This is a genomic window from Moorena sp. SIO4G3, assembly GCF_010692305.1.
Classification (GTDB): domain Bacteria; phylum Cyanobacteriota; class Cyanobacteriia; order Cyanobacteriales; family Coleofasciculaceae; genus Moorena; species Moorena producens_A.
Genome location: NZ_JAAHIG010000081.1, coordinates 22,134 through 29,194, shown reverse-complemented (window position 1 = coordinate 29,194; position 7,061 = coordinate 22,134). Strand labels below are relative to the sequence as shown.

At 42.8% G+C, this 7,061-nt stretch carries 5 protein-coding genes; 2 read left to right on the top strand and 3 right to left on the bottom strand.

All coding sequences use genetic code 11. The features are described 5' to 3' along the window. Nucleotides 1-18: 18 nt before the first annotated feature. Nucleotides 19-1,704 (bottom strand): FAD-dependent oxidoreductase, encoded by a 1,686-nt coding sequence (locus tag F6J99_RS16555; protein WP_293113878.1) that lies wholly within the window; start codon nt 1,702-1,704, stop codon nt 19-21. Continuing rightward, nucleotides 1,689-2,753 carry a hypothetical protein gene (locus tag F6J99_RS16550; RefSeq protein ID WP_293113877.1) on the bottom strand — a complete coding sequence of 355 codons (1,065 nt, stop codon included), beginning with the start codon at nt 2,751-2,753 and terminating at the stop codon, nt 1,689-1,691. The genes F6J99_RS16555 and F6J99_RS16550 overlap by 16 nt, the downstream gene beginning before the upstream one ends. 400 nt (nt 2,754-3,153) lie before the next feature. Between F6J99_RS16550 and F6J99_RS16545 the strand changes: the two genes are divergently transcribed. Continuing rightward, nucleotides 3,154-4,488, top strand: a complete 1,335-nt coding sequence (locus tag F6J99_RS16545) for a tryptophan 7-halogenase (RefSeq protein WP_293113876.1) — start codon at nt 3,154-3,156, stop codon at nt 4,486-4,488. A gap of 18 nt (nt 4,489-4,506) precedes the next feature. Further along, a complete protein-coding gene (locus F6J99_RS16540; protein WP_293113879.1) occupies nt 4,507-5,592 on the top strand; it encodes a DUF6445 family protein in 1,086 nt (361 codons plus the stop codon). Between the two features lie 226 nt (nt 5,593-5,818). On the opposite strand, the gene F6J99_RS16535 is transcribed toward F6J99_RS16540, so the two are convergent. After that, the gene (locus tag F6J99_RS16535) at nt 5,819-6,988 is read right to left on the bottom strand and encodes a hypothetical protein (protein WP_293113875.1); all 1,170 of its coding nucleotides are present in this window, start codon (nt 6,986-6,988) and stop codon (nt 5,819-5,821) included. Between the last annotated feature and the right edge of the window lie 73 nt (nt 6,989-7,061).

The window sequence follows — 7,061 nt, the reverse complement described above, 5'->3', positions numbered from 1 at the left end:
CCTATTGGCAAGGATCATCTATTGATGCAACTGCTCAAGTTGGGTATTTACTCCATCGAATTGCCAATAGACTGCACGCCCTTGTTTACGTATCGTGCGAAAAGCTCCTTGCTCTGAATCATAAAAACATTCAACTAGTTTCTTGAGACTAGGCATTAACACCTGATCAGATACACCAGTTTCCATCAGCCCTTCAATTACCAAAGCACTATCATCTGCCGTGATGCCATAGTCGATTTGATATTCCCAGAGATGCTCTGTTGTAGCCTGGTTCAGGAGATAAGTTTGAAGGGTTTTATCAGGGTGTGCTTGTAGGATCAGACCATAAAAAGCAATGTTGCCTTCTTCTTTGTTCTCTAGGAAAACGGGTTTATCTGATGAAAGCTGATAGATAGATGTGTCAATCAAAAAGTTTGACTTAAACTGTTCTGATGGCGTTTTTTTGGTTATAAGCTCTGCGAAAAATTCCTTATTTAGATATTGCTTGACCTTCTTGACCACCTGTTTACCTGAGAGAATTGCGGCTTGCATACCATAGGGAATGATTTGTTCAGTATTGGCAAAAACATAATCTCCAGCTAACCACACTCGTCTAGATGGATGAGATAGTTGTTGCTTCCATTGCCCATAGCTGTCTTCAGAGATAATAGTACCTACCATTGGCCAATGATGTACATCGGTAAACAGCACTTTATCCTCAGAGATATCACCAATTCCTAGTTGCTGCAAAATTCCTAAGGTTTGCTGAATAATTTGTTGGTTTGGGATAGCCTGCAATTGGGCTGATACTTCTCCAACATAGTAGACAAGCAACACCTTATTGCTATTATGTTGGATATTATGTTGGATAATTGTAGCACTAGGCAAATCTGGCGTTACGAGATAAGCAAAACTGGTTAATTCAAGGTTTTTAAAACCAATAGCAACGACAGTGCCTCTACCATACTGAACAGATTGTAAAAAAGACTGGCAAGGCTCTTGTATGGATTTAAGCAGGGATAAGGCGATAGGAGCAGGGGTTGTTAAGATAACCGTTTTTGCCCATAGTGTCTCAATGTCATCGGCGGTCTCAATAATAAGTTGAACACAGCTTTGCTTGTCGATAATTTCAATAACTTGGGTATTTAAATTAAGTAGTGACCCAAGGTGGCTCTGAAACTGTTCAATCAAATCTCCATTACTAGTCTCGTAGTGATCAGTTGAAAACTTTCTCAAGGCATCCTGTTGCAGCGAAGGTAAATAGTCCCATATATCTCCAGGATGAATCACCTGAAAAAAAGCATTTAGGAGGGTATATAATTTATCCGATAATCGTGCTGTTTTTTGTGCTGGGTGAACCTGAAAGTTATCAAGTTGCTGCAAATAGTGTGGCTCCAGATCTAACTTTTTAAGGCAATCTATGGGGCTAGAGCCATAATGAACTTGACCACCATAGAAAATGCCAATCTGTTCACTTTCACGAATCAGACCAGAAGAGTTCACCTCGAAAGGCAAGCTGCCTGGATTGTAGGCAAAGACAGCACCGAGATCGTAAGGGATACCATCGGCAGAATGGCTAAGTATCCGTCCACCAGCTTGGGCTTCTTTTTCAAGTACTAATATGTTTAAATCCTTTAACAGGTACCCTGCTGTTAAGCCAGCAAGTCCACCACCAACAATGACAACATCGTAGACCGCTTTTTGTGATTTTACGGGTGGGAGCATGATTTCAATTTGTTGTAACTGTTGCTTTTTTCAAGGACTCCAAGCAAAGGAAAAAACGGTTTTGGCAGCTTTTCCCATGTAGCGGCATTTCTAGCAATATCCTGTCTCACTAACTCTGAGTTTGGTAAAGCAAGCTGATCACATAGGGTAACTAGATCAACAACAGTCCCATACCAAAGTAACGGTATATCACCACGTCCCTCAGCTAGGAAATGAGACGCTTGTTCTAGAAAGGTGGTAGTGTCGCCCTTAACGAATGCTTGTTTAAGCAAGAACCAAGTATGAACTCGGGGGTGGAGGCAACGGTTTTGATCAGCGGGTAACTCCATGGGGTAAGCCATAATTTCAAACAGCTCACGAGCAACCTGACGGTTTTTTCCTGCCAACATCAGAGCCACTTCACTGGTTACCGCTAGGAATATCCCCAGAGCAGATTCAACGGGTAGCAGCACAACCTGCTCGGAACTCCACGAACCTGACAGGGGTAATTCTTCTAATACTCCTTCGAGATAACTCAGAAGTTGACCAGCTAGTTCAAGAGCACGCTGGCATTGCATCCACCTCGAATCAATACGTATCAGATTCCCAGCAAGTTCGAGGCGATGAGAATGACCGAGAAGATGGAAATTATAGTCTTCTTCCAAGGCTGTATCAATGGCTAAGGCTTCCAAGGTTCGGGTGCGAGCTTGGTTGAAATCACCTCTTCGATAGTCGAGATAGGCTTGTGCCGTCTGTTGGAAGGATTTGCAAATTAGATCACCTTCAGGGGAAAACTGGTTTGATTGAAGGAATTTCTGTGCCGCCGTGAAGTGTTGCTCAGCCTTGATCAGTTGACCTTGGCGAGCAGTGACTAGACCTTGACGAAGAACAAGATAATGTTGGCGTATGAACAACTTATCGATAAAGGATAAGCGGCAATCCATCAGCATTTTCGCACTTTCACGGACAGCGCTGCCAGGTTTCCACGATGTGAGCTGAATCGACTTTTTGGAACCTTGCTGGCAAGATGCTAAGGTAGTATGGATAAGTTTGCTGTAAGAAGTAGCCATTGGCAAGTGATATCTTGTCTTGATATATTCTCTAGTTAATCACTTCGTATTCAGGGGAATTGTTGATGGAAAATTGTTAATGGGTAGCGGACTTTGTTAGAGGTTGTCTGAGAAGTCTCATTTGCTACATCAAAGCCCCCTAAATCCCCCAATTTTGGGGGAATTTTAACCGCAAATTGATTCTTGTTCCCCCCAGAATTGGGGGGCTAGGGGGGCAAAATTCAGTATCAAAAAACTTTTCAGATATCCTCTTAGTATAGCCCCATGGTTCACGATGACGCCAAATTTTCCAACTTTTCAAAAACACTATAAACTATAATTGGGTGAATCGCAATAAGTAATTAATTTTACTTACAAGCTGATAGCTAATAGCTAATAGCTGATTGCTTACAAGCAGATCATGAAAATTGCAATCATTGGTGGTGGCACAGCTGGTTTTATCGCTGCTGCCCATTTGACCAAATATTTTCCAGCTTTCGAGCTGTATCACATCTTTGATCCAAACATTCCTACCATTGGTGTAGGGGAGGGAACAACGCCATTTTTTCGGTATTGGCTCCAAGACATTACCAATCTCAAGGATGCTGAGTTAGCTCAGCGGTGTTTTCTAACTCGCAAATTTGGAATTAAATTTGAAAATTGGGGAACCCAGTATCAGCAATTCTTTCATCACTTTTATCCAATCCGAAGCGATTATGCTTACCATATTTCTGCTGATAAATTAGTGGAATTGCTAGCAGACTATGTTTCAGCAACTCATATTCATAAGAGGGTTGTTGAGATTGAAAGTGATGGTGTAGTTGGCAATATCAAGTTTGGGGATGATACCAATTTGGAGGTTGATTTCGCCATTGATGCTCGTGGGTTACCTAAATCCTTGGGTCCTGAACATATTGAACTAAACTTGATTCCCACCAATGCTGCACTAATCCGCCGAGGGCCAGCCATTGAGGATGGTAAAATTGACCTTACAATTGACCAGTGTAGCTTCCAATACCAATCGGCAACCCGGGCGATCGCTCGACCCCACGGTTGGATTTTCACAATCCCCCTGACCACCCGCACGTCTTATGGTTATATCTATAACCATAACATTAGCAGTATCAGTGACGTTAGAGCTGATTTTGATCAGTTCCTTAATGCCGAAGGAGTCCACTGTACTGCTAGCGAGCGCCAGCTCACATTTCCCAATTTCGCCTGTCGGACATTTTTTGATGGTGCTGTTTTCCGCATCGGCAATGCTGCCTTATTTTTAGAACCTCTAGAAGCTACAGCAATTGTCTGGATCTTGTCTTACATGAAAAGTTTTTCACGCTGGCCACTTCGTAAGTTGCTGGTATCGTATGTGTTGCAGGGTAGAAAGAAGTCAAGACTGAATGAAAATAATTTCAGGCGCTTTAATGCCAGCTTACTGAACGGTGTGCTAAAAACTGCTATATTTGTGGGCTGGCACTACGGGATGGGATCCGCCTTTGACAGTGAGTTTTGGCGATTTGCCAAAGGGAATTTTCAGACTGAGCTACAGAAGCTAGAAAATTCTCCACTTTTAGCCGAATTTGACCAATACTGTCAAGCGGCACTTGCACTTCCTCATCCCTTCAAAAACCATGATCAGTTTTCAATTGTTTCAGAAAAAGATGACAATATAGACGACAGAAAAGGGTTTGCTTCATTTCCTGCACCAAGTTTTGCTGAGGTTGGGTGTGGCATAGGTTGTTTATCAAAGAAGTTTTGAAATGAGGATTGCCTGTTGATGGAACCGAAAACAGTTGATAACCCGAAAGGGTTTCTGAAAAAGTTATTAGCACAAAAAATAATAACCCAAGCCTCTAATGCCTCTATATTTGAAGTCAATGATTCAGCCAGCTTAACTGTTAAGTATATTGGTAACGAAAAAAACTGTATCTTGATTTTTGATCAGTTTTTTAAATTTCCTGATCGTGTCAGAGACTATGCTATCAATCAGGCTCAGTTCAAATCTTCTCCAAAAGGTAAATATCCAGGAATAAGGCATCGTCTACATCAGGAAGAAACGGATACCATTATTGATGGTTTAGAAAAGTCAGTGTTAGAGCATCTTAAGATTCAAATCGATGCTGAATGCACAGGTAATGGCTATTTTAGTTTGGTCACCCTGAAGCCAGAAGAATTAACCTTTGAACAAACTATACCCCATTTCGATGCAGTTGTTCCAGATAAAAAAGTCGCTGTGGTTCATTATCTATCCTTACCCGAAATGTGCTGGGGAGGAACAGCCTTTTATAGACATAGAGCAACTGGTTTTGAATCGATTTCAGTAAGTCGGCTACCAGAGTATGATGAATCTCAGGCAAAGTTCCATCATCACTATGTTACTGATTCCAATCATGACTTTGAATTGGTAGAACTTATTCCAATGAAGTATAACCGACTAGTTGCTTACAGCAGTAATTTGCTGCACAGTGGTTATATAAAACCAGACATGTTATCATCTGACCCAAGTAAAGGGCGACTCAGTGTTAACCTATTCATTCAGGATAAGATTAAGGTCGAAAACGAGGATAAAATCGACACAATTGAGCTAGATACGATTCTTAGCAAAAGGGATGGAATAACGGCTGCAGCGTGTCGAGTTATTTATCAAGAAGATTGGCAAGATATGGTTGGTATTATCTTTCCTGAAAAGCAGGTATGGGGACCAAAAAAAATTGAACCATCCCTTCGGTTTGTGATTGATAATCATCAATTTGCTGTTAAGTCTTTTCCCGGTACACTGAGTGACAAGGCCAAACTGGTTTTAGCTCGCCGTCTAGTCAAAGAAGGTTTACTAACTATTGTTGATTATGGTAAGACTGGGTAATAGGTAATCGGTAATGGATAATAGTGATTACTCCAAACCCATTAGCTCAGAACTGTTAAAGAGGAAACTTCGGATTAGGGAACAGCGGATCTGGGAAGGCGGTGGAAACGGTGGCGGTTAACCTTGGCCTTGGCCTATTGGCCACGCTACGCGAATGGCCACGCGTGCGCGTTCAACCTTCAACATTTAACCTTTAACATTTACCCTTCAACCGTTAACGTTAACATTAAACATTCTGCCAGATTTCCTCCAAAAAATTATGTCGCTTATCCGCCAATTCTTCTAACCTTAAACGAGTTAACGCCATTACTATCTTCCCTTGATTCGACCTCCCCTCTAACTGATTCTTGTGAGCTAAATTAAATGCCTCCAAATTCTCTGCGGCATCTTTTACCAACCGCTGCAAAATTTTAAATGCTCCCTCAGAAAGGGTCGGTTCACCCCGATAATTTTCCACTCTCCCTCCCGCTCGATAGTCCGGAAATGATTCTAAGCCCATAAACTTTAAAAACCAGTCAGCACGATAGTAACCATCATTAGCAGCTACAATTCCCTGGTAATCAGCAAGTAACTCATCGAGTAAATTATTGCGCATCGAACCCAATACCCGACGGGTAAAATAGTGGGTACATTCATGCTCTAGGCGAATGGTTAAGGATAATTTGTGCCATTGACTTTCTGGCATTCCCATCTCAGAGGCAGACACCGCACTGTAGTTCCCCTGAGAAAGAATTATGAAGCGGTCTTGATAGAGGTGTTTTTGGGGAATTATTCTCTTGAATTCTGCGTTCCAAGCTGCCTCACTCACCGGCTGTGACTGCTGAGCTTCCCAAGTCCTGCGATAGTGGCGAATTCTATCCCAATTGTTATATCCGCCAACCATAGCAGCCCCCATGGAGTCGGGGATTGCTTGGGGTTCATTGTGTTTGGTTAATGCTTGAACCAAGCTAACAAAATCCTTTCGACAGCTAGCAATGATCACCGGAATTGCTCCAGCTGCACTGGGATGGATAATCAGCTGTAGGGAGTCTGGCTGCTCTAGCGCTAGTCCAGTTGCCTCAAGCATCCCGATAGTGGGTTGGCCTCGACGGGTAGCCCCTTGGTAAGCTAAAGTCTGGCTGATGCCTGGCTTGATGGGAAATTGTAGCTGTACCAAATGCGATCGCAATGTTTCAAACACCCCGACCTCTTGAGCTTGGGTATGATACCCTTCCCAGGCAGCAACATGGGGTTCTGGTGCCAGAGGAAAGGTCTGGGGGTCGAGGTCTGGGTCGTGAAAAACATTTTCGTTGTATGCTAGTAACTCCTCAACTTCCTCAGGCTTAGCACCATATGTGGCGAGCAGGCTGGAGCAGGATTCTATCCTACGAAAATCTAGGGAGTTTGGAAATTCCATGTCTTTAGGAGAGAGTGAAAGGCTGTGAACGGTCAACCTACGCTACTTCGGACGCCTGGGCTTGAATAACCTT